The organism is Burkholderia sp. USMB20, assembly GCF_000949135.2.
Classification (GTDB): domain Bacteria; phylum Pseudomonadota; class Gammaproteobacteria; order Burkholderiales; family Burkholderiaceae; genus Burkholderia.
Genome location: NZ_JTAN02000019.1, coordinates 882,395 through 905,308 on the forward strand (window position 1 = coordinate 882,395; position 22,914 = coordinate 905,308).

The 22,914-nt window shown below is 65.6% G+C and carries 15 protein-coding genes and 1 tRNA gene; 8 read left to right on the top strand and 8 right to left on the bottom strand.

What is annotated here, in order from left to right:
* Positions 1 to 10: 10 nt before the first annotated feature.
* Both ybgF and PL79_RS28630 read left to right on the top strand, forming a co-directional pair.
* Positions 11 to 760 carry a tol-pal system protein YbgF gene (gene ybgF, locus PL79_RS28625; protein WP_044844088.1) on the top strand — a complete coding sequence of 250 codons (750 nt, stop codon included), beginning with the start codon at positions 11 to 13 and terminating at the stop codon, positions 758 to 760.
* Between the two features lie 109 nt (positions 761 to 869).
* Positions 870 to 946 (top strand) — tRNA-Lys (locus tag PL79_RS28630).
* A gap of 82 nt (positions 947 to 1,028) precedes the next feature.
* Here PL79_RS28630 and PL79_RS28635 read toward each other — a convergent pair.
* Positions 1,029 to 1,979, bottom strand: coding sequence for a cupin domain-containing protein (locus PL79_RS28635; RefSeq protein ID WP_044844087.1), 951 nt, complete (start codon positions 1,977 to 1,979; stop codon positions 1,029 to 1,031).
* Between the two features lie 130 nt (positions 1,980 to 2,109).
* Between PL79_RS28635 and PL79_RS28640 the strand changes: the two genes are divergently transcribed.
* The 6 genes from PL79_RS28640 (at position 2,110) to rfbD (ending at position 7,419) form a co-directional block, all read left to right on the top strand.
* Positions 2,110 to 2,439, top strand: coding sequence for a carboxymuconolactone decarboxylase family protein (locus PL79_RS28640; protein WP_044844086.1), 330 nt, complete (start codon positions 2,110 to 2,112; stop codon positions 2,437 to 2,439).
* A 149-nt stretch (positions 2,440 to 2,588) separates the two neighbouring features.
* On the top strand, positions 2,589 to 3,422 hold the full coding sequence (locus PL79_RS28645; RefSeq protein ID WP_044844085.1) for a class II glutamine amidotransferase: 834 nt from the start codon (positions 2,589 to 2,591) through the stop codon (positions 3,420 to 3,422).
* Between the two features lie 583 nt (positions 3,423 to 4,005).
* Positions 4,006 to 5,067, top strand: coding sequence for a dTDP-glucose 4,6-dehydratase (rfbB, locus tag PL79_RS28650; RefSeq protein ID WP_044844084.1), 1,062 nt, complete (start codon positions 4,006 to 4,008; stop codon positions 5,065 to 5,067).
* 11 nt (positions 5,068 to 5,078) lie between these two features.
* Positions 5,079 to 5,972 carry a glucose-1-phosphate thymidylyltransferase RfbA gene (gene rfbA, locus PL79_RS28655; protein ID WP_044844083.1) on the top strand — a complete coding sequence of 298 codons (894 nt, stop codon included), beginning with the start codon at positions 5,079 to 5,081 and terminating at the stop codon, positions 5,970 to 5,972.
* Positions 5,957 to 6,508: a dTDP-4-dehydrorhamnose 3,5-epimerase gene (rfbC, locus tag PL79_RS28660; protein WP_044844082.1), complete on the top strand. Its 552-nt coding sequence runs from the start codon at positions 5,957 to 5,959 to the stop codon at positions 6,506 to 6,508. The genes rfbA and rfbC overlap by 16 nt, the downstream gene beginning before the upstream one ends.
* A gap of 8 nt (positions 6,509 to 6,516) precedes the next feature.
* Positions 6,517 to 7,419, top strand: coding sequence for a dTDP-4-dehydrorhamnose reductase (gene rfbD, locus PL79_RS28665; protein ID WP_044844081.1), 903 nt, complete (start codon positions 6,517 to 6,519; stop codon positions 7,417 to 7,419).
* A 9-nt stretch (positions 7,420 to 7,428) separates the two neighbouring features.
* Here rfbD and PL79_RS28670 read toward each other — a convergent pair whose 3' ends face one another.
* The 7 genes from PL79_RS28670 to PL79_RS28700 all read right to left on the bottom strand — a co-directional run bounded on the left by PL79_RS28670 (position 7,429) and on the right by PL79_RS28700 (position 22,899).
* Positions 7,429 to 8,106 carry a GNAT family N-acetyltransferase gene (locus PL79_RS28670; RefSeq protein ID WP_044844080.1) on the bottom strand — a complete coding sequence of 226 codons (678 nt, stop codon included), beginning with the start codon at positions 8,104 to 8,106 and terminating at the stop codon, positions 7,429 to 7,431.
* The gene (locus PL79_RS28675) at positions 8,106 to 9,434 is read right to left on the bottom strand and encodes an aminotransferase class I/II-fold pyridoxal phosphate-dependent enzyme (RefSeq protein ID WP_044844079.1); all 1,329 of its coding nucleotides are present in this window, start codon (positions 9,432 to 9,434) and stop codon (positions 8,106 to 8,108) included. Before PL79_RS28675 ends, PL79_RS28670 begins: the two co-directional genes overlap by 1 nt.
* A 37-nt stretch (positions 9,435 to 9,471) precedes the next feature.
* Entirely contained in the window at positions 9,472 to 10,386 is a 915-nt protein-coding gene (locus PL79_RS28680) for a UDP-3-O-acyl N-acetylglycosamine deacetylase (RefSeq protein WP_135801181.1), read from the bottom strand.
* A complete protein-coding gene (locus PL79_RS28685) occupies positions 10,383 to 17,996 on the bottom strand; it encodes a type I polyketide synthase (RefSeq protein WP_135801167.1) in 7,614 nt (2,537 codons plus the stop codon). Before PL79_RS28685 ends, PL79_RS28680 begins: the two co-directional genes overlap by 4 nt.
* 2 nt (positions 17,997 to 17,998) lie before the next feature.
* Positions 17,999 to 19,531 (bottom strand): LTA synthase family protein, encoded by a 1,533-nt coding sequence (locus PL79_RS28690; RefSeq protein WP_044844077.1) that lies wholly within the window; start codon positions 19,529 to 19,531, stop codon positions 17,999 to 18,001.
* 1 nt (position 19,532) lies between these two features.
* Positions 19,533 to 20,318, bottom strand: a complete 786-nt coding sequence (locus PL79_RS28695; protein ID WP_044844076.1) for an SDR family NAD(P)-dependent oxidoreductase — start codon at positions 20,316 to 20,318, stop codon at positions 19,533 to 19,535.
* A gap of 1,105 nt (positions 20,319 to 21,423) precedes the next feature.
* Positions 21,424 to 22,899: a glycosyltransferase gene (locus tag PL79_RS28700; protein WP_044844075.1), complete on the bottom strand. Its 1,476-nt coding sequence runs from the start codon at positions 22,897 to 22,899 to the stop codon at positions 21,424 to 21,426.
* Positions 22,900 to 22,914: the final 15 nt, after the last annotated feature.

Consider the following 22,914-nt stretch of genomic DNA (forward strand, 5'->3'; position numbering starts at 1 on the left):
GAGTTGCCGTATGACGCACCGTGTATCCTGGCTGCGCATCGCCGCAGCGTTCTGCGTCGTCGGCGCGGCGTGGTCGGCCGCGCCGGCGCACGCCGGCATGTTCGACGACAACGAGGCACGCCGCGCCGTGCTCGATCTGCGCAGCAAGAGCGACAACCTGTCCAGCCAGCTGTCGGCCGCCCAGCGTACGATCCTCGATCAATCCGGCCGTATCGACCAGCTGAACCAGCAGGTCGCGACGCTGCGCGGCGAGAACGAGGATCTGACGAACCGGCTGACGACGCTCGAGCGGCAGCAGAAGGAGTATTACCAGGATCTCGACACGCGGCTCAAGAAGTTCGAGCCGCAACAGGCGACGATCGATGGTGTCGAAGGCACCGTGCAGCCGGGTGAAACGGATGCGCTCAGCGCGGCGCAGCAGCAATTCCGCAACGGCAACTTCAAGGCGGCCGCGGCCTCGTTCCGCGGCTTCATCGCGAAGTACCCGCAGAGCCCGTACCAGCCGACCGCGCAGTACTGGCTCGGCAATGCGCAATACGCGCTGCGCGACTACCGCGGCTCGACCGCGACGTGGCAAGCGATCGTGAGCAAGTATCCGCAGCATCCGCGTGCCGCCGACGCGCTCGTCGCGATCGGGACGAACCAACTCGAGCAAGGCCAGAAGGCGGCCGCGAAGAAGACGTTCGAGCAGGTCGTGTCGCAGTACGCCGGATCGAACGCTGCGCAGACTGCGCAGGGCAAGATCGAGAGCATCAAATAAATTACCGTGTCGAATTGTTGACAGCCCTTCAATTCGCCGATATAATTTTTTGCTCTTCGGGTCGTTGAGCAAGTTGTCAGCGCAACGGACCGACCGGTTTCAAGAACGTGGGGTGGTAACTCAGTTGGTTAGAGTATCTGACTTTTAATCAGAGAGTCGAGGGTTCGAGTCCCTCCCACCCTACCAACTATCTTTGATAGTGCAATAAAAGCCTCCCGAGTGGAGGCTTTTTTGCGTCTGCTTCCTGCGGTATTGCGCGCTGCCGGTCTTACGTGCCCCGCTGCGCGCGCCGCCAGCGCCCCGGCGTCGTGCCGAGCACCGCGCGAAACGCCTTGCCGAACGCAGCTTCGGACTGATAGCCGACCGCCTGCCCGATCTCCGCCTGGCCGCGCTGCGTGTCCTGCAGCAGCGCGCATGCATGCATCATCCGGATCTGCGCCACGAACGCGCCCACGCTCATCCCGGCCTTCTCGCGGAAATGCCGCGCATAGGTCGCGCGCGACATCGCGGATGCCGCGCCGAGCGATTCGACCGTCCACGCTTGCGCCGGCGCCTGAAGCACGGCCTGGACCGACGGGCCGAGCCGCGCATCGGCAGCCAGCGCGAGCCAGCCGGCCGGCACGCGCGCATCGCGGCCGTACGCACGCAACGCGTACGCGAGCAATGCCTGCCCCAGCGCGTTCACGATCGCGCGCGCACCCGGCTGCGCGCTCGATGCCTCGGCACGCAGCACGCTCGTCAGCAGTTGCAGCGACGCGGGCCCCGACGCCGCGCGCAGCCCGACATGCAGCACGCGCGGCAACGTACGCATCAGCAATTCACCGGCGCCGCGCGCATAAATGAAGCGCCCGCAGAGCAGGTCGACGCTCGCATCGGCCGGATCCGCGGGATCGCGATTCGACTTGACCGGCAGCACCGCGCCGCCGGCCGCGCCCGGTTCGCGCAGCGACGCGACCGGCGGCCGCGCGCCGCCACCCCCGACATCGGACAAATCGTGCGCGTCGCCCGCCGGCAGCAGCACGAAGTCGCCGTCGGCCAGCCGCAGCGTGCGCCCGTCGGCCGTGCGCAGCCGGCACGTTCCGGACAGCAGCAGGTGAAACGCCGCCTCGCCGGGCGGCAACGGATCGTGCGGCATCGCGAACGGGCCGTCGAGCAGGCAGCGCACGTCGAGCTCGACGTGGCTGCGGCCCAGCGACAACAGTTGACTCAATGCGTCCATGAGACGTTTGCGCTAAAAATTGACACTCTAGCGTATCGAAACCCTCAACGCGAACGCTCAGAATAAGTCCTGCATCGCCCGAGATCGCGGCATCCGCCGCCTGATCCACCTCTTCTCGAAAGGACGCATCATGCTGAACTGGAACGAATACCGGAAGGAACTCACGACGCGCATCGGCGACATCGCGAAGCTCTCCCCCGACACGCTGGCCGGCTACAAGGCGCTATCCGGCGCCGGCGCCAAGACAGGCCATCTCGACGCGAAGACGCGCGAACTGATCGCGCTCGCGGTGGCCGTCACGACGCGCTGCGACGGCTGTATCGCGGTGCACACGGCCGAAGCCGCGAAGCATGGCGCAACCAAGGAGGAAGTGGCCGAGGCGCTCGGCGTCGCGATCGCGCTGAATGCGGGCGCGGCGCTCGTCTATTCGGCCCGCGTGATGGACGCGCTCGGCGAGTGACGCGCACCTGAAGGGTGCGGCGCCCGCCGCATCCTTCGCGGACGATCGCCGGCGCGGCCGGCCAGCAGGAGGACGCGCCGCGGTCGCGTACGCCGGCGCCGCGAAGTCGGCTACCATGCGCGAGAAGATTCATCGCGAAGGAGCGCTCCATGTGCCGCTGGCTCGCCTATACGGGTAATCCGATCCATCTCGAGACCGTCCTGTTTCGCGCGAAGCATTCGCTGATCGACCAGAGCCTGCATTCGGAGCTGGGCGCCACGACCACCAACGGCGACGGGTTCGGCATCGGCTGGTACGGCCGCCCCGAGGAACTGCCGTTCCGCTATCGGTCCGTGCATCCCGCATGGAACGACCGCAACCTGCGCGAAGCCGCGCGCGCGATCCGCTCGCGGATGTTCATCGCACATATCCGCGCGGCAACCGACACGCCCGTCCAGGAAACCAACTGCCATCCGTTCCGCCACGGCCGCTGGCTGTTCGCGCACAACGGGCTGATTCGCGATTTCCACAAGCTGCGCCGCGACCTGACGATGAAGGTCGACCCGGCACTGTTCCCGACGATCGAAGGGACGACCGACTCCGAGCTGATGTTCCGTCTCGCGCTGACCTTCGGCCTCGAGCAGACGCCGCTGCCGGCGCTCGAACGGATGGTCGGCATGGTCGAGGAAACCGCCGCGCGATACCGCGTTGCCGAGCCGCTCAACATGACGATCTGCGCGACGGACGGTGAGCGGATCATCGCGGTGCGCTACTCGAGCGAACGGCAATCGCGCTCGCTGTTCCACAGCACGTCGTTCAAGCATCTGCACGAACTCTATCCGCACAATCCGCGCATCGCGGAAGCGGGCGACGACGCGTTCATGGTCGTGTCGGAGCCGCTCGTCGACTTGCGCGGCGCATGGGAGGAAGTGCCGGAAAGCATGGCGATCGTCGCGCAGGGGGCGGATGTGCAGCAACGGCCGTTCAATCCGCGGCATAAGTAGGTTGAATCAGCGTTTCAACTCCTGCCGCCACGGCGAAATGTGTCCGAATCAAACCGGATTTAGCGAATAAACTGACAGGCGTGCCAACGACCACGGCGCCACCAGCCGTGACGGCAAAGCAAAAACACGGCAATGCTAAATCACGATATAAAACGAGTGATTCGCACCGACTGAATCGAGCATGGTATAGTTATCGCCGATTTAAAGTATCGCAAAAACCATCACCGCATTCGACATCAACTCCCGCTTGCCGTTTCTTTGCTGCGGTTCGCGCAAATGTTTGCGCGAGATTGCATGTCTGATGAATTGCCCGCAAGAGCACGGGAAATCGTGATACCCCGTACGCAACCGGCACCGGCCGGGTCCCGCGGCATAGAGAATTAATAGTCTTTCAACGCAGACTGTCCGGTTGGCACATGCGTCGCCCCCCGAGGAATATCCTAGAATACGCGTGCAATCCAGCCCGCCACGTCCGCCAGGCTCGCACGATTTCTTGATATTCTTCAACGCGCGTCAACCGAGGGCAGCGCGCGAACGAGAACAAGGCAGGATTCACTGCCATTAACGTAATGAGAGAGACTACATGATATTGGTTACAGGTGGCGCCGGCTTTATCGGTGCCAACTTTGTGCTTGACTGGCTGCGTCAATCGGACGAATCGGTTCTGAACGTCGACAAATTGACCTATGCGGGCAATCTCGGAACGCTAAAATCGCTGCACGGAAACCCGAAGCACGTGTTCGCGCACGCCGATATCTGCGACCGTGCAGCACTCGACGCGCTGTTCGCGGAATACAAGCCTCGGGCGGTCCTGCATTTCGCTGCGGAAAGCCACGTCGATCGCTCGATTCACGGGCCGGCGGATTTTGTTCAGACCAATGTCGTCGGGACATTTACGCTGCTCGAAGCCGCGCGCCAGTACTGGAATACGCTGCCGGAGGCGGACAAAGCCGCATTCCGTTTTCTGCACGTTTCCACGGACGAAGTATTCGGTTCGCTGTCGCCTACCGATCCGCAATTCTCCGAAACGACTCCGTACGCACCGAACAGCCCCTATTCGGCGACCAAGGCCGGTTCCGATCATCTCGTGCGCGCGTATCAGCATACGTACGGCCTGCCGACGCTGACCACGAACTGCTCGAACAACTATGGCCAGTACCAGTTCCCCGAGAAGCTCATTCCGCTGATGATCGCCAACGCGCTCGCCGGCAAGCCGCTGCCCGTGTATGGCGATGGCCAGAACGTACGAGACTGGCTGTATGTCGGCGACCACTGCAGTGCGATCCGCGAGGTACTCGCGCGCGGCCAGACCGGCGAAACGTACAACATCGGCGGGTGGAACGAGAAAACGAATCTCGAGGTCGTGCACACGCTGTGCGACCTGCTGGACGAACTGCGACCGAAATCGGCGGGCTCGTACCGCGACCAGATCACTTACGTGACCGACCGGCCGGGCCATGACCGACGCTACGCGATCGATGCGCGCAAGCTCGAGCGCGAACTCGGCTGGAAGCCCGCCGAAACGTTCGAAACCGGTCTCGCGAAAACGGTGCGCTGGTATCTCGACCATCAGGAATGGGTCGACGAAGTCGCTTCGGGCGAGTACCGCAAGTGGGTCGCAACGAACTACGCGTACCGCGCGTAAGGGGAACGGACATGGCGCGCAAGGGCATCATTCTCGCCGGCGGTTCCGGCACACGGCTCTATCCGATCACGCATTCGGTCTCGAAGCAGTTGCTTCCTGTCTACGACAAGCCGATGATCTATTACCCGCTGTCGACGCTGATGGTAGCGGGCATTCGCGACGTGCTGATCATCTCGACGCCGCAGGACACCCCGCGCTTCGAAGCCATGCTCGGCGACGGTAGCCAGTGGGGGATGAACATCCGGTATGCGGTGCAGCCGTCACCGGACGGTCTTGCGCAGGCGTTCGTCATCGGCCGCGAATTCGTGGGCAACGACCCGTCGGCGCTTATCCTCGGCGACAACATCTTCTATGGTCACGACCTGGCCAAGCAGCTCGAGCACGCAGACGCGCAGGACGCGGGCGCAACGGTGTTCGCCTATCACGTACACGATCCGGAGCGTTACGGCGTCGTCGAGTTCGACCAGCACTTCCGTGCCGTATCGATCGAAGAGAAGCCGGCCAAGCCGCGTTCGCACTACGCCGTGACCGGCCTCTACTTCTACGACAACCGCGTGTGCGACATCGCCGCCGACATCGAGCCGTCGCCGCGCGGCGAACTCGAAATCACCGACGTCAATTCCCGCTATCTCGCCGACGGCGCGTTGAACGTCGAGATCATGGGCCGCGGCTATGCATGGCTCGACACCGGCACCCACGATTCGCTGATCGAGGCCGCCAGCTTCATCGCGACGCTGCAGAAGCGGCAAGGTCTGGTCGTCGCCTGCCCCGAGGAGATCGCGTACCGCAGGCACTGGATCGATGCCGAACAGGTACAGAAGCTCGCGCAGCCGCTGTCGAAAAACGGCTACGGCAAATATTTGCTGAACATTCTTACGGATCAGGTTGCATGGCCATCACGGTAACTGCTACGGCGCTCCCCGAAGTCAAGATCGTCGAGCCGAAAGTATTCGGCGACGCGCGTGGCTATTTCTACGAGAGCTTCAACGGGCGCGAATTCGCGGCGCTCGTCGAGGCCGACGTCGAGTTCGTCCAGGACAACCACTCGCGTTCCGCGAAGGGTGTGCTGCGCGGGCTCCACTACCAGATCGAGCACGCGCAGGGCAAGCTCGTGCGCGTGGTCGAAGGCGAGGTGTTCGACGTCGCAGTCGACATCCGGCGCAGTTCGCCGAATTTCGGCAAATGGGTCGGTGTGACGCTGTCGGCCGACAACCATCGCCAGCTGTGGGTGCCGCCCGGCTTCGCGCACGGCTTCGTGGTGCTGTCGGAGTCCGCACAATTCCTCTACAAAACCACCGACTACTGGTTCCCGGAGCACGAGCGCAGCCTGCTGTGGAACGATCCGGAGATCGGCATCGAATGGCCGCTCGACGGCGAACCGCTGCTGGCCGCGAAAGACGCGGCGGGCAAGCGGCTCGCCGAAGCCGAGTGCTTCCAGTGAGGGCCGCCGTGCAAACGCCCGAACCGCGAACCATCCTGCTCACCGGCATCAACGGCCAGGTGGGATTCGAGCTGGCGCGCACGCTGCAAGGGCTCGGTAACGTGGTCGCGCTCGACCGCAACCGGCTCGACCTGTCGCGCCTCGACCAGGTGCGCGAGGTCGTGCGTGAAGTGAAGCCCGACCTGATCGTGAATCCGGCCGCGTACACGGCGGTGGATCAGGCGCAGACCGACGTCGCGCTTGCCACGCGCCTGAACGCCGAGGCGCCCGCGGTGCTGGCCGAAGAGGCGAAGCGCATCGGCGCGGCGCTGATTCACTACTCGACCGATTACGTCTTTGCCGGGACGAAGGACGGCCCGTACGTCGAGGACGATCCCGTCGATCCGCAAAACGTCTATGGCAAGACCAAGCTCGCGGGCGAACAGGCGATCGCGGCCGCCGGCTGCGCGCATCTGATCTTCCGCACGAGCTGGGTGTACGGTGCGCGCGGCAAGAACTTTCTGCTGACGATGCTGCGCCTGGGCGCCGAGCGCGACGAACTGAAGATCGTCGCGGACCAGATCGGTGCACCGACCTGGTCGAACACGATCGCAACGCTGACCGCCCATGTCGTCGCACAGGCCGCCGCCACCGGCGCGGCCGGTCGGGAAGCATGGTGGAACGCGCATTCAGGCATCTATCACCTGTGCGCGGCGGGTTCGACTTCGTGGCACGGCTTCGCCGAGGCGATTTTCCGTCTCTCGAATCTACCAAGGAAGCCTGCGGTCATGCCGATTCCCGCCAGCGCCTATCCGACACCCGCCAGCCGCCCGGCCAATTCGCGGATGTCGAACGAGAAACTGGCCGAGCACTTCGGCGTGCGCGCGCCGCATTGGGAAGCTGCGCTCGAGCTGTGCATGAAAGAAATTTAACGCGCACCGTCAGCCGCGGCGCGTGAGCCGCATGCGGACCGAAGCGAGTTCGGCGGGCAGCCGGCGCGAGCGCTGACGCGACCGCGTCAGCACGGCAAAGCCGAGCCGCTCGTACAGTTCGCGGGCACGTACATTCCGGGTCAGCACGTCGAGCACGATTTCTCGGCTGCGGTCGTCCGGCACCGCACCGGTCTCGAGCGCGTCGCGCAGCAGTGCGGTGAAGATGCCCGTGCCGCGCTGCCGCTCGTCCGTCGCGCAATGCGCGATGAGGATCTGCGCACGTTTCGGCGCCGGAATCTCCGTTTCGAGCACCAGCCCGCGCAGTAACTGGCCGATCGCGCGGCGCACGCCGAAAAAGCGCGCCAGGGCCCACACGACGTGAAGGTCGTCGAACATCGTCCGGCGCCCGTCATGGATGGCCATCACGGCTTGCACCGTGCCGTCGGCGCCGACCGCGACCCGATGCCGGCGCCATGAGAACCGGCCGTGACGCGAGCGGAACGCCTGTTGCAGGAACGCAATGCAGCGCGCGTCGCTTTCACCGAGGAAGAAGCCGAATTCGCCGACACCGGATGCGAACACGAGCGGCGCGCATGCCGCCGCATCGTCCGCGCAAGCGGCGCGAAACGGTGTCGACGCATCGGCATGCGGCGCGTCGAAGGATGGTGCGAGCGCCGCGGCGGGCATCACGTTGCCCGCCCCGCCAGGCGGGCCAGCACGGCGACGGTCCGGCTGATCTGCGCCGGCTCGTGCGTCGAGCAGATGAAGAAACGCAGGCGCGCGGCCTTCTCCTCGACGGCCGGATAGAAGATCGGCTGCACGTTGATCCCTTCGTCGAACATCGCGTTGGCCCACTGCGCGGCTTTCAGCGAACTGCCGGTGATCACCGGCACGACCGCATAGCCGGCGCTCGTGCCGGTGTCGAGCCCGGCGGCGCGCGCCTCGGTCAGGAACTGCCGGCCGCGTGCCTGCAATTGCGCCACCCGCTGCGGTTCGGCCTGCAGGCGTTCGAGCGCGGCCAGCGACGCTTCTGCGAGCGTCGGCGCGAGTCCGACGCTGTAGAGAAAGCCCGGCGCCAGATGGCGCAGCATGTCAACGAGCGGCTGGCAGCCGGCGATGAAACCACCGCAACCGGCCAGCGTCTTGCTCATCGTGCCCATCCACATGTCGACCTGGTCGGGCGCGACCGTGCAATGCTCGCGGATGCCCTTGCCCGTCGCACCGAGCACGCCGAGCGAATGCGCTTCGTCGACCAGCAGGAACGCGCCGTGGCGCGTCTTCACGTCGACGAAACGCTGCAGGTCCGGAAAATCGCCATCCATGCTGTACAGCCCTTCGATCGCGATCAGCACGTGCCGGTATTCGCGACGCACGCGCGACAGCAGTGCGTCGAGCGCCTGCCAGTCGTTGTGCGCGAAGCTCAACCGCTTCGCGCCGCTCAGCTGCGCGCCCTGCACGATGCTGTTGTGCGCGAGCGCGTCGTGGACGATCAGGTCGCCGGGGCCGAACAGCGCACCGATCACGGTCACGTTGGTCGCGTGGCCGCTCACGAACGCGACGCAATCGTCGGTCTCGTAGAACGCAGCCAGCGCGCGCTCGAGGTCGCGCTGCACCGGACGCTCGCCCGCGACCATCCGGCTCGCGGACGCCGACGTGCCATAGCGGTCGATCGCGGCCTTCGCCCGCTCGGATACGGCCGGATCGCCGGCGAGACCGAGATAGTTGTAGTTCGCGAAGTTCACGTATTCGCGACCGCCGATCTGCGTGGTCGCGCCGGCGATGCCGTCATGCACGCGGAAGAACGGCGAGTCGACGCGCAGCTTCTCGCCCATCTCGCGCATGATCCTGACCTGCTGATACTGCGGCATCGATTCGAAACGGCTGCGCGCCGACGCGACCTGTGCCGCCGGTGCAGCGGGCACACCGGGCGCCGCGACGGCTTCCGTCGCGCGCTCCAGCTGCCGTTTCAGGGCTTTCGCCGCCAGTTGCTGGCGAAGGTGTTCTCCGAGTGCCATGTCTTTGGTTCCGGGCAATCCGTGCGTTGCGTCCGCATTACGCGGACACGTCGACCCATTCGTACGCGTCGGGCGTACCTAGCAGCGCGCTGAGGAGTCTGTAGTTCATTTCGTGGGTGGGGCGATGTGCGATGACACGCCCGAGCAGCGGCGAACCCGCGAGCGCAAGGTCGCCGACGAGATCGAGCACGCGATGACGCACGAATTCATCGGGCGCACGCAGCCCGCCGATCACGTGATTGCCGATGATCGACGCCGTGCACGACGGTCGTGCGCCACGCAGGATCGGCGTGCCCGTCAGGTAACCGACCGCGATTGCCGGCACGGCCCACTTGATCCGTCCGTACGAACGCGACGACGAAATCTCGCTGGCAAACGTCCCCGGCGTGAGCTCGCCGTCCCACTGCATATCGCCGAACCCCTTGAGATCGTCGCGCACGCTGAATTCGTAGCGCTCGGCGGGCTCGACGCGCAATTCGCGCCGCGACGCACCTTCGCCGTCGGCCACGCTCACCGGTTTCAGCACCCGGAGGAAGCGCTTCGAACGCTGCAACTCGGCTCGGCCGCCGGCGGCGATCGCGTCGATCCAGGGCCGTGCGCTACCGTCGAGAATCGGCACTTCTTCCGCATCGAGTTCGACGATCGCGTGATCGATCTCACAGGTCAGCAGCGACGCGAGCAGGTGCTCGACCGTACGCACGCCCATGCCGTCGTCCGCTCGCAGCATCGTGCAGAGCGGTTGTGCACGACGCACCGCCGGGCCGGCGGCAAGCCTCCCCAGTTCATGCTCGCCGCGCATGCGGCGAAATACGATCCCGTGCCGTTCGGCCGACGGGGCTGCGGGCAGGATCCGCACCTGGACCCGGCGCCCGGTGTGCAGGCCATGTCCGGTCATCGTCACCGGCCGGGCGACCGTCCCTTCGCTGGCCCGCCATCCTTGCGGCGCTTTCACCCGGCATGCACCGGCGTCGATTTGCATGTTGCTGCCCTCTGGTTTTCGTGATCCTGATTGCGTGCGAGTGTCGCGCGCGCCTCGTCGCCCAGCCCATGCCTCGCGACCAGCGCATCGGCCAGCTCGTCCGCTGCCGCGACGTTCTCGTTGCCGCCCTGCGCATCGAGCAACTCGACGATGCGCTCGGCCAGCGTATGCACCGTCGCGCCTTCCGCGATCGCCATGATCGACAGCTTGACGCCGAAGGTCTCCTCGACGGCCATGCCGAGCTCCATGCCCATCAGCGAGTCCATCCCGAGATCCAGCACCGACCGGCCGGCATCGACGCGCTCCGGCGACATGTGCAGAATCCGCGCGATCTGGCCGCGCAGCGCCGACTCGACGAGCGCGACGGCCTCGGCCGCCGACAACGTTCGCAATTGCTCCAGCAACACGCGATCCTCGCTCGACGCCTCGGCCGCCCCACCCGTTTGCAACGCCGCGTAACGGCGCGCGTGCGCGGCCGGCATGCCGCGCGAGATGGCGCCCCAGTCGAGACGCACGACCGCTTCACCGGCGCTCCCTTGCACAAGCGCGCGTTCGAGCGCGCCCATCGCCTCGTCCGACGTGATCGACGCACCGCCGATCCGCGACTGCAACGCCTCGCGCGTGTCGGCGTTGCGCGCGAGGAAACCGACGTCCTCGATCGGCCCCCATGCCATGAACATCGCCGGCAGCCCCGCCGCGCGACGATGTGCGACCAGCGCCTCGAGGAAGCCGTTGGCGGCCACATATGCACCCTGCCCCGGATTGCCGAGATAGGTCGTCGCTGATGAGTACACGATGAAGAAATCGAGCGCACATCGCCGCGTCGCGCGATGCAGGTTCCATGCACCGGCCACCTTCGGTTCGAGCACGGCCGCAAAGCGCGCGTCATCGACGTTGCGCAGCAGACCGTCGTCGATCTGCATCGCCGAATGCAGCACACCCTTGAGCGGCGTCCCGCGACGCTCGATCTCTTCGATGAGGGTTTCCAGCGCCGCGCTGTCGGTCACGTCGCATCGTGCGACCGACACGTGCGCGCCGAGCGCGTCGCGCCAGCGATCGGCTTCGGCCTGCATCGCGGCGCCCAGTGCGCCGCCGCGACTCGCGAGTGTCAGGTGCCGTGCGCCGCGCTCGATCATCCAGCGCGCGGTCGCGAAACCCAGCCCGCCGGTGCCCCCGACGATCAGGTACGCCGCCTGCGGGTCGAGCCGCAGGGTCGGCACCGCGACGCCGCGCGTCGGTACCGGCGTGCCCGACGGATAGGTGACCAGCACCTTGCCGATCTGGCGCGCCTGCTGCATGTAGCGGAACGCTTCCTCCGCACGCGCGGCCGGGAACGCGCGGTACGGCAGCGGATGCAGCACGCCGCCCGAGAACAGGTCCATCACTTCCTCGAACAGTCGCGTCGTCAGCGACGGCAGCACGCCCATCAGCTGATCGGCGTCGATGCCGAAATAGCTGATGTTGTTGCGGAAAGGCCGCAGGCCGATCTGGCTGTTCTCGTAGAAGTCACGCTTGCCGAGTTCGAGGAAACGGCCGAATGGACGCAGCGTATCGATGCTGCGCACCATCGCTTCGCCGGCGAGCGAATTGAGCACGATGTCGACGCCTTCGCCGTGCGTGCGCGCGAGAATCTCGTCGGCGAACGCGAGGCTGCGCGAATCGAATACGCGGTCGACGCCGAGCAGGCGAATGAACTCGCGCTTCTCGTCGCTGCCGGCGGTCGCGAAGACTTCGGCGCCGAGATGCCGCGCGATCTGGATCGCCGCAATACCGACCCCGCCCGCACCGCCGTGCACCAGCACGCGCTCGCCGCGTCGCAGCCGCGCCAGTTCGCAAAGTGCGTAGTACGCCGTGAAGAACGTCGTCGGGACCGTGGCGGCCTCCTCGAACGACATCGTGTCGGGCTTGCGTGCAATCGCGGTTGCGCGCGTGACCACGCGCGTCGCGAACGATGCCGGCGCGAAACCGAGCACCACATCGCCCGGCGCAAAACCGTCGACGTCCGGGCCGACCCGGGCGACGCGCCCCGACATTTCCATGCCGATCGTCGCGCCCGCGAAGCCCGTCTCGACCGCTTCGTCGGACAGCAGCCCCATCGCATACATCACGTCGCGGAAATTGAGCCCGGTCGCCATCGGCTCGATCTCGACCTCGCCGGTGGCGAGATCGTGTGCTGGCATCGCGAACCATTCGAGGTTGCGCAACGAACCCGGCATGTCGAACGCGAGCCGTGCTCCCGGGTGGTCCGATGCAGGCGGCAGCGCGTTGTCGCGCTCGGCTGCCTGCGCGGCCGGCAGCATGCGCGGCACGTAGCGGCCCTGCGGTGCCAGCAGCACTTCCTCTTCGCCATCGTCGCCGAGCAGCGCCATCGCAAGCTGCAGCGTCGGTCGTTCGACGGCCTGATCGACGTCGATCAGACGGATCGGCAGCGTCGGATACTCGTTCGCGATCACGCGGCCGAGGCCCCACAACGTTCCGTGCTCGGGATGCGCCGACGCACCGGCCGCGAACGGCGCACCGCCGCGCGTCACGACGCACAGCCGACCGCGTTCCGACGCGCCCGCCGCATCGAGATCGCGCACGAGCGATGCCAGTGCGAGCGCGCCGTCGTGCTGCGCATGCATCACGGCCGCCCCGTCGGCCGAGTCGAGCGATGCAAGCGGCGCCACGAACACGACATGCGCCGGATGCTCTGCCGGCTGACGCGCCGACCATGCGGCGGCGTCACGCACCGATGCCGATTCGACCCGGCAACCGAGCCGCTCGAGCTCGCCCGCCAAGGAAATGCCGAACGCGTCGTCACCGTCTTGCGCGATCAACCAGTGCGCCGCGTCGCTCGTCGCCATGCGACGCGCGAGATCCGCGTCGTGCGATGCGATAGCCACCGGTTCGTCGGCGAATGGCTTGCGTGCGGCGATGAAGGTCGGCACGCCTTCGAGATCGAGGCCTTGTTCGGTATCGCGCACCACGTCGACGAGCCCGGCGCGTTCACACATCGCGACGATCGCGGCTGGCGCCAGCGTGCCGTACGCACCGGCGGACACTTCGCCGCCGGCCATGCCGAACACGATGTCGGAGAACCGGCTTCGCCGCCCTTCCGTGATGGCGACCAAGCCGCCCGGTGCGAGCCGTTCGGTGATCGCCGTCAGCGCGGCGAGCGGATCCGGGTGATCGCCCAGCATCCGGTTGACGATCACGACGTCGAACGGCGTCGTATCGCAACATTGCGCGAACAACGGCGCGTCGGTCGCAAACGCCAGCGTTCGTACCTGCGCGTGCGCTTCTGCATCGAACCCGGCGAGCTGCTGCTGCGTACCTGCCAGCAGGTATTCGCAGCGACCGGCCGGCACGTCAACGTCGAGCGGTTGCAGCACGTCGCCGCTCGCGGCACCGATCTCCAGCACACGCAAGCGCCGTGCATCCGACCACGCTGCGATCGCCTGCGTCACGCAGGCGGCGAGCAGCGCACGCGCATGCGCCCAGGTCGGCGAGGCATCGAAGAACTGCTCGACCAGACTGCGCCCGGTCGACGACAGCAGCGCGCCCTCGGACGACGCGTCGCTCAGCACGCGCGGCAACGCCGCGCCGACGTGCGCCAGCAACGTCAGTTCGGCGACATGGGCCGGCGATGCCGCCAGCACGTCGCGCCACAGCGCGTCACGCGCGGGCATCGCCGCGCAGGCTTCGTCATCGCGAACCAGACTATCGCCGTCGAAACGGGCCAGCCCGTCTTCGACGACGATCTCCGCCAGACGGGCGACCTGTTGCGGGTGCGTGCCCATCGGCAGCGCCGGCTGGGCGAAGACGCCAAGCGCATCCAGTGCGTCGAGCGCATGCAGACCGGCGAGCACGTCGAGCAGCGGCAGCATTTCGGTCAGATGCTGCGTGCGGCGCGCGTGGTCTTCGCGCGCCGCGACATGCGCGTTCGCACGCTCGACGAGCATACCCGGCTGTGGCAGTGCGGCGGCCGTGTAACCGCCCGGCAGCGGCCGCGCTTCGAGCACGTAGGCAAAGCGCGCCGGCGCGCCGTGACGGCGCCCGGCGAGATCGACGCGACGGAAGCGGCACGCGGCAAGGCGCGCGACGATCCTGCCGCTGGCATCGATGAATTCGAACGATGCGACGATCGAATGCGGGCTGCGGCGGTGAATGCGCGCCAGCACGCGACGAATCGATTCGCCGCTCAGGAAATCGACGCGGCCGATCTGGACCGGAACAAATGCCGCATGCGCATCGTCCGGTGCGGCGCCGGCCTGCCCCAGCACCGCGAACAGCGGATGGAAACCGCTGTCCATCAGCGCGGGATGCAGCAGATAGTCCGACCGCGCATACGCGTCGGCCAGGGCCGTCGGCACCTCAAGCTCGGCAAGCGCGTCGTCTCCCGACACGCACAGCGACCGCACCCAGCGGAACGCCGGGCCGTAGCTGAGGCCGATCGCCGCCGTGCCCGCATACAGCGCGTCGCCGGACAGCGCGGGACGCGATTGCAGCCGCGCGATCACGGACGCCTCCGGCATGCTGTCCGCATCGAGCGTATTGCCGCTTTCGAGCAGGCGCCCCGTCACGTTCAGGTTCCACGGGCCGTCCGTCATCCGGTCGCGCGTCTCGATCGTAAACGACGCGGTGCGCACGTCGATCGCGAACCGGAACAGCTTCGCGTGCTGCGGCTGGAACACGACCGGCATGCGGATCTCGACGTTCTCGATGGCGACGTCCTCCGTGCCGAAGAACGTGCGCGCCGCCGCGAGCGCCATTTCGACATAACCGGCACCGGGGAACGCGACGCCACCGTCGACGACGTGATCGGCGAGCATCGCCACGCGCTGTGGATCGAGCTGGTTCTCCCAGGCGAACGCATGCTCGTGCAGGCGATACCCGAGCAGCGGATGATCGACGCGGCGGTTCACGAGCCCGTAACCCTCGACGCTCGGCACCAGCCAGTAACGCTCACGCTGCCACGGATAGGTCGGCAGCGCGGCGTGCGGCGCGTCGGGCACGAAGCGGTCGAGATCGACGCGCGCGCCTTGCGCAACCGCCGACAGGACCGAATGGGCGAGCATCTCCGCGCTATCGTGCTGGCGCTTGAGCGTCGGCACGACGACGCCCGGCGCAACGCGCGCCGCAAGCGTCTGCTTCACGTAGGTGCGCAGGATCGCGTGCGGCGCGATCTCGACGAACACGCGCACGCGATCGTCGGCCAGACGGGAAATTGCGTCGCCGAAACGAACCGGCTCGCGAATGTTGCGCCACCAATAGCCCGCGTCGAGCGCGGTGCCCGACAGCGTGTCGCCGGTCACCGTCGACACGAATCGCGTATGCGTCTCGCGCGGCGCGAGATCGGCCAGCCCGTCGCGCACGACCGGCTCGATCGCGTCCATGCGGCTGCTGTGGAACGCGTAATCGAGGTCGAGCATCTGGTAGAAATGGCCCGCGTCCGCAAGCGCCGCGCCGATTGCTTCCAGCGCAGCTTGCGAACCGGCGAGCGTCACTGACTCGGGGCTGTTGGTGCCGGCAATTTCGATGGCGGCGCCGAGTTCGAGACGCGCGATCCAGTCGCGCGCCGCGGCTTCGCCGATGCCGGCCGCCGCCATCCTGCCTGCGCCACGCGTGAGACCCTGTGCCCCGCTGCGGATCCGGATCACGCGCACGGCTTCGGCGAGCGTGAGTGCACCCGACGCCCAGGCCGCGGCGATCTCGCCGACACTGTGGCCGACCGCCGCGTCGAAGCGGATGCCGCGCGCGGTCAGCACACGCGTGATGCCGACCTGCATCGCGAACAGCAGCGGCTGCGCGTTCTCGGTCGCGGCAAGCCATGCGGCGTCGACGCCTTCGCGCATGACTTCGACGAGCGACGCGTTGCCGTCTGCACGCCAGAGCGCATCGACTTCGTCGAGTGCCGCGCGAAACACGGCGTCCTCGCCATAGAGCCGCTTGCCCATCCCGGCCCATTGACTGCCGTTGCCCGCATAAACGAACGCGACCGGCGCGTCGCCTTCGACGGCCTGCCCCTGCACCGCGCACGCCGGCAGCCCGCGCGCCGACGGCTCGGCAAGTGCGGCGAGCGCGGCCAGCCCTTCGGCCCGATCTGCCGGCGCGATGACCGCGCGATGCTCGAGCCACTGGCGACGCCGTGCGGCGGCAGCCGCGAGTGCGGCCCAGTCGGCACCCGACTGCAGACGTGCGAGATAGCGCGCAGCGACGGCCGCCAGCGCAGCCGGTGAACGTGCGGTGAGGACGAGCGGCGGCAACGGTGCATCGATCCTTGCCGCCGACTGTGCGGTGGGCGCGGGTGCCGCTGCTTCGGTGATGACGACGTGCGCATTCGTGCCGCCAAAGCCGAACGAGTTGATGCCGATCGTCAGCGGGGCTTCGCCGCGCTCGAGCGGCGTGAACCGATCGACCACGCGCAAGCGGCCGCCATCGAAATCGATGCCGGGATTCGGCGTATCGAAATGCAGCGAGCGCGGCACCGCACGATGCTTCAGGCACAGCACCGCCTTCAGCAGGCCCGCCATTCCCGATGCCGTTTCGAGGTGCCCGATATTGGTCTTGACCGAACCGATCAGCAGCGGATCGGATTCGGGCCGGCCGCCCGACACCGCATCGATCAACGCACGCGCCTCGATCGGATCGCCGACCGCCGTGCCCGTTCCGTGTGCCTCGAGATACGCGAGCGTGCGCGGATCGATGCCAGCGCGCCGATACACGGCGCGCAGCAGGTCCGCCTGCGTCGCCGCGGCCGGCACGTTGATGCCGCCATGCGAATGGCCATCCGAATTCACGCCCGATCCGGCGATGACCGCGTGGATCGTATCGCCGTCGGCCAGCGCCTGATCGAGCGGCTTGAGCAGCACGAACGCACCGCCCTCGGCACGCACGTAGCCGTCGCCGGTCGCGTCGAACGCACGGCAGCGGCCGCGCGGCGACAGCATCGACGCCTTCGAGAAACTGACGAATCCGAACGGGTGCAGCAGCAGGTTCACGCCGCCGGCCAGCGCCATCGCGGTCTCGCCCGACTGCAGCGCCCGGACCGCCTGATGGAGCGCGACGAGCGAAGACGAGCATGCGGTGTCGACCGACATGCTCGGGCCGCGCAGGTCGAACAGGTAGGACACGCGGTTCGACGCAATGCTGAGCGTGTTGCCGGTTGCCGAATACGGATCGATCGTGTTCATGTCGTCCATATTGCGGTTGCCGTAATCCATGCCCGCCACACCGACGAACACGCCGCAGTCGCGGCCGCGCATCGCAGCCGGACGCACGCCGGCGTCCTCGAACGCCTCCCACGCGAGTTCGAGCAGCAGCCGCTGCTGCGGATCCATTTGCGCGGCCTCGCGCGGCGAGATGCCGAAGAATTCGGCGTCGAAGCCCGCGACGTCATCGACGACGCCCGCCGCGAACGTGTAGCTCTTTCCCGGCTCGCGCTTCGACGGGTGCTGGTAGAACGCCGTACCGAAACGGTCCGGTGGGATGGCGGTCACGGCGTCGCGTTCGTCACACAGCAGTTGCCAGAAGTCGTCCGGTCCCTCGACCCCACCGGGAAAGCGGCACGCTATCCCAATAATTGCAATTCGTTTTTCCATCATCACGCCGGCGTCTGCAGCATCCCGGTCGGCGAAGCGGCGCGCGTGCAATCGACGTGCACCATCGCGCGCTGTATCGCGGCACCGAGACTCTCGACGCGAACGTTTCGTTGCTCGCCGAAATCGTTCGCGAAGTTGCGCCAAATAAAGTAGTCGCTATTGGTCGGTTCGGTTCCGAGCGCGTCGAACACCGAAGTCAAAGCAGGAACGTGATCGCCGTAAAAGCACAGCACGGTCGGTCGTTCCCGCATGCGGAGATAATCAGTCAGCTTGCCGATCATGCCGTCGGCATTCTCGACATGTCGAAGATAGGCGGTCAGGTCGCGCCAGCGCGCGTCGTCGCCGAGCGTATGCCGCGATTCGGACTCACCCGGCCTGACCGATTCCAGATGCAGCGGGCCATGGTTTTCCATCGTGATCGCAAATGCGAATACCGGCCTGTCGCCGTGCGCCTGGAGGGCCGCGATGATCGCATCGGCCACCGGACCGTCGCCGATATACGGCCCGATTCGCGTCGCATCGCCGAAATCCCGAATGTCCAGAAAGCGGTCGAAATGCATGAACCGGAATGCCCGGTCGCGCCCGAAGAAGTCGGCGTGATACGGATGAATCGCGAGCGTGCGATATCCGCCTTGCTTGAACCAGCCCGCCAGCGACGCGCACGCGCGGCGCACGTACATGTACGGATAAAAGCGCGAATAGCCGAGCGCCGCCGACGGCAAACCCGTCAGCATCGCGAATTCGCTGCGCATCGTATTCGCGCCCCAGGCGGGAACGTCCAGGCTGCCCTGCATGAATGCTTCGCTGCGGGCGCGATCGAGATTCGCGTAAGGCTCCGACAGCACGCTTGCGCCGAGACGGCGCGCGTCGAAATAGGATTCGCTCTGGATGACGATCACGTCCGGCGTGCTGTCCGGACGGCCGCCGGAGAATGGCCCGGCATCGACCGCGCGAAAGAACGCATTGCGTTCCGCGCGCCGCAGCCCGTTGACGAGGTAAGCGACGAATGTCGCGAAGAACCCCGTGCGGCGCTGGTCCGCCATCGGGTCGAGCGTCAGCGGCATGCGACGCGACAGCGCGACGCAAACCGGCACGCAAGCGGCCGCGATCAGTGCAGCGGCGCTACGCGCCGTCGAGCCGGCCGATTGTTCGAGCAGAAACCCGGCCGTCGCGACCTCAACGGCGGCAGCGATGCCGAGCACCTTGCTGGCACTCAGAAACGGCAGATAGAGACGCGGATGTGCGAAGACCTGGCTGAACAGGCTCAGGTCCGTAAAGACGAAGGGCTCGCGCAGGGATTCGTATTTTGCGTTGCTGATGACCGCCAGCAAGGCGATCAGCACGAGGGCGACGGATGCCGAGAAAAGCGGCCGTGCCGTCACGGCGAAAGTCGCGCCCGCCACGATCGCGAACGCGCAGACATGCAGTGCGATCGCCGCCGGCGAACGGGCGAGCGACGCGCGCGGATACGCGATGGCCTCTACGAGAAATGAGAGTGCGGCTGCGGCAGCCGCGAACGCGAATCCGGGCAGCACGTCACGCCTTCCCGCGCGGGAGGTAGGACAGACGACCGAGAATGGCATCCGCCAGCGTGGCCGGCAGCAGGCGCAGCAACTTGATGCCGAAGGCAAGACTGAACGGAAAGGCGATTTCCACGCGGCGTCGCGCGAGGCGCTTCTTGATGTATCCGGCGGCCTTGTCCGCACTCCACATGAATGGCTTGCTGCCCGGGAAGACGTCGCTCATTGCCGTGCGGACAAAACCCGGCATCACGACCGACAGGCCGATGCCCTCGCGTGCGAGGATCGGGCGCACGGAATCGCAGTAGGCGACCAGCGCCGCCTTGCTCGCGCAATAGGCGGGCGAGATGGCCATGCCCCGCAATGCGGCGAGCGAGCTGACGACCGCGATCTGTCCGCGCCCGCGCATGCGCATCCGGTCGATGGCCGGCAGCACCGCATGGAGTGCGCCGTACAGGTTGGTATCGACGACGTCGGCGGTACGCGCCATGTGCTCCCAGTCGTCGGCGGACTGCAGCGTGCTGGCGACGCCTGCATTCGCAATCATCAATTCGATCGGGTATCGGGTATCGAAATCGATCATCCAGTCCTGGACGGCGGCCGAATCGCGCACGTCCATGCAGCCGATCACGACGCGGGCGCCGCGCGCGCGGCATTCTGCAGCGACGGATTCCAGCCGTGCCGAATTTCTGCCAATCAACCCCAGCGTGATATCGGGCGCGGCATAACTCAATGCCAGCGCGCGCCCAAGCCCGGCACTACTGCCGGTTATCACGATTGCTCGTGGCCCGTTTGCGCTCACCCGCCCTCCCCGGTTGCGAATATTGCTGTTTTTCCATCGTTTTAAACGAACATTGTTTTTCAGCGGCCGTCTGGTTATCGATCTCCAAGCGCCAAGCGCTGCCTGATATTTCGACCAAGCAGCGGACAACATTGTCGATTTATTGCGTTTGATTATTTCGTATGATTTGACTACGCCCGCAACATGCCACGCACTGATATCGCACATCGACGTGACGACGTGCGACCGCCCGAATCAGGGTTGCGAAAAAATGTGCGGACCATGCAGCGAACGCAACCACATGGAAATTTGCGCGGCGCGAAAGGCAGTTGGCCACAAGCTTACAACGCGCCGACGCGATCATACATCAATATTAATATTCGAGTAAAACCTTACGTGTTACAACTGCTTACATCAGACATGCGCCGGCGGTCCTGCTCCATGCAAAGGTAGAAACTCGCGTTGCCTGCAATCCTCAAGTACCGGCCGCACACCGATTCCCGAAGTACAAATATCGGAAAAAAATGCCGAACCGCTCTCCTGACCGTCCGGTCGCGACCGATCCTCAGGATGCTTTAATCGCGCAGATAACCGATGCGCGCGGCACCCCGCGGTGGACAGCATGCGGCCATCCCGCAAGCAATTCTTAAAGTTCTCCCGGCTATTTGTCAGACATACCCTCCGACCTAGCGAGTTCGACGAAAGGCTGTCTGGTGGCATTCTGCTCCGTCCAATTGGGTCGGATAGAATTCCTCGAATGTTCTTTGCAAATCTTGATGATCCTTCGACTCGCTTGGTTCGCTGAACTATGTTTGGAGATCGTCAGGCAGCGTCTTCGACCGGCGCCAGACCGGCGAAGCGAGCGCAACCGGACGGCCGCGCTCTCGGTAAAAATGAATGGGCCGCCCTCGGCGGATCGAGCGGCCGGTCAGTGCATCAGCGGTCTGCGGAACTCGTCTTACGGTATCGATTGTTATTGCGCGTTCCCTCGTCGCGCAAACATTGGGGTTGCTTTCGATGCTGACAATTTCTTTACGCAGGCCACATGGACGAAAGGAAGGTGCCCTTAACGAATCGGCAATTCTCGCCCGTCAATTGGACCGATTCGACTGCGCGCACCTTGAAATCACGATTGCTCACGGGCACGGCGCTCTCGCCACGACCAATAGAGAACCATCCCGAAGCCGACGCAAACCGTTACGTTGAGCGGAATCAGAACGTAGTTCTTCTTCTGAATCGCCAGCAAAATCGTCACGAGCGAATAGGAAAACGTGGCGATTTCTCCGGCCAGCAGGACTGCATTGATACGCGGCATCGTGGAACGATAGGCTTCCTTTCCTTTTGGTGTGCGATGAAAACCGCTATACACGCCGAAAACGGCGCGCACGCCCCCCGCAAAGTAATACCAGGCCATCGGCAAGAACATCGCGATATAAAGGTAGGTATCCCATACGGTTTTCAGAACACTCGGTTTGTCGTCGAATCTCGCGCCCTTGCGTGAACCGAACGCATTCGCAAGCGCCCAGATTGCCACCAGTACAAAAAAGACGAATGCTCCGAGATGAATACCTTCGCCGTCGAAATGCACCAGGCAGGTCAACGGCAGGCTGAGCAGGATCAGCACATAGATCGAAGCCAGCAGCACGGACGAGAACATCACCGAGATCGCGTGCATCCGCTTCATCAGCGGCATGCTTTGCGACAACATTTGCCCGACATGCTTGAACCCGCTGTGGATCAGGCCGCGCCCCCAGCGTTCCCGTTGAATGCGAAACGCGCTGATGGTCTCCGGCAGCACCGACATGGAAACGACCTCTCGCAGATACGCGTATTTCCATTCACCGAACTGCGCGCGATAGCCGAGGTCCACGTCTTCGGTGACCGTCGACGCATTCCAGCCGCCCAGTGCATCGACGCACTCCTTGCGCCACACACACGAGCTGCCGCTCAGCGAAGCCATGTCGCCGTCCTCGCTCAGCCCTACCGTCACGTACTGCTGGTGACCCATTTCCATGGCCTGGAAGCGCGTCAAAAACGACGCGTCGCGATTCTCGTAGCCGATGCCGGTCTGAAGGAAACCGAGCTTCGGATCGGTGAAGCACGGAATAGTCTTCAGCAGGAAATCCGCCGGCGGCACGAAGTCCGCATCGAAGATCGCAAAGAACTCGCCGCACGACTGCTGGATGCCGTTGACCAGATTGCCGGCCTTGTAGCCCGTTCGCGACTGGCGCTTAACGAGCCGGATGTTGATTCCGTCGGCGGCGTAGCGATCGACTTTCGCCCGTGCCAGTTTCGTCGTCGCATCCGACGAGTCGTCGAGCACCAGGATCTCGATCTCGTTCGGCGGATAGGTCAGCCGGCAGGCCGCGTCGATCAGCCGCTCGACCACCTCGGACTCGTTGCAGATCGGCAGCAGCACACTGACCCGAGGATGAAACCCGTTTTCGGAAATCCGGACGGGCTGCGCCAGGTCGGTCAGCTTGCGCCGTTCGACCTTGCGCGAAATCAGCAGCACGCGCAGTTCGAGCAGCACGTACAGCGCAAAGTAGAGCACCACCAGCAGGAACACCAGTTGGGCAGCATAGGAGAGCAGCGCGAGCATCGTGACCGCTTCTCC

Coding starts and splice junctions, on each gene's coding strand:
- PL79_RS28675 (WP_044844079.1), bottom strand. CDS start 9,434: ATGGCACTCGGAGAACACCTTCGCCAGCAACTGGCGGCGAAAGCCCTG.
- PL79_RS28685 (WP_135801167.1), bottom strand. CDS start 17,996: ATGGAAAAACGAATTGCAATTATTGGGATAGCGTGCCGCTTTCCCGGT.
- PL79_RS28640 (WP_044844086.1), top strand. CDS start 2,110: ATGCTGAACTGGAACGAATACCGGAAGGAACTCACGACGCGCATCGGC.
- rfbB (WP_044844084.1), top strand. CDS start 4,006: ATGATATTGGTTACAGGTGGCGCCGGCTTTATCGGTGCCAACTTTGTG.
- rfbA (WP_044844083.1), top strand. CDS start 5,079: ATGGCGCGCAAGGGCATCATTCTCGCCGGCGGTTCCGGCACACGGCTC.
- rfbC (WP_044844082.1), top strand. CDS start 5,957: ATGGCCATCACGGTAACTGCTACGGCGCTCCCCGAAGTCAAGATCGTC.
- PL79_RS28635 (WP_044844087.1), bottom strand. CDS start 1,979: ATGGACGCATTGAGTCAACTGTTGTCGCTGGGCCGCAGCCACGTCGAG.
- PL79_RS28670 (WP_044844080.1), bottom strand. CDS start 8,106: ATGCCCGCCGCGGCGCTCGCACCATCCTTCGACGCGCCGCATGCCGAT.
- PL79_RS28645 (WP_044844085.1), top strand. CDS start 2,589: ATGTGCCGCTGGCTCGCCTATACGGGTAATCCGATCCATCTCGAGACC.
- PL79_RS28700 (WP_044844075.1), bottom strand. CDS start 22,899: ATGCTCGCGCTGCTCTCCTATGCTGCCCAACTGGTGTTCCTGCTGGTG.
- ybgF (WP_044844088.1), top strand. CDS start 11: ATGACGCACCGTGTATCCTGGCTGCGCATCGCCGCAGCGTTCTGCGTC.